Source organism: Colwellia sp. BRX8-5, from assembly GCF_014077325.1.
GTDB lineage: Bacteria > Pseudomonadota > Gammaproteobacteria > Enterobacterales > Alteromonadaceae > Colwellia_A.
On the sequence record NZ_JACGVR010000118.1, the window covers coordinates 1 to 256 of the forward strand.

Consider the following 256-nt stretch of genomic DNA (forward strand, 5'->3'; position numbering starts at 1 on the left):
GTAACAAGGTAACCCTAGGGGAACCTGGGGTTGGATCACCTCCTTATCTTGAAGTAAAAACAGTTTAATGGAAACTTCGGTTTCACGAGTGTCTACACAAATTACATGATAACAAATTAGAAGAATCCCGATGGGGCTATAGCTCAGCTGGGAGAGCGCCTGCCTTGCACGCAGGAGGTCTGCAGTTCGATCCTGCATAGCTCCACCATCTTAAATTCTACCGCGTTAGTTCGCAGCTTGTGTAGTAAACTACACG

Annotated in this window: 1 tRNA gene; it reads left to right on the forward strand. The window is 46.5% G+C overall.

Annotated features, from left to right (window positions below):
• Positions 1-132: 132 nt before the first annotated feature.
• Positions 133-208 (forward strand) — tRNA-Ala (locus H4J62_RS20160).
• The last annotated feature ends 48 nt before the right edge of the window (positions 209-256 follow it).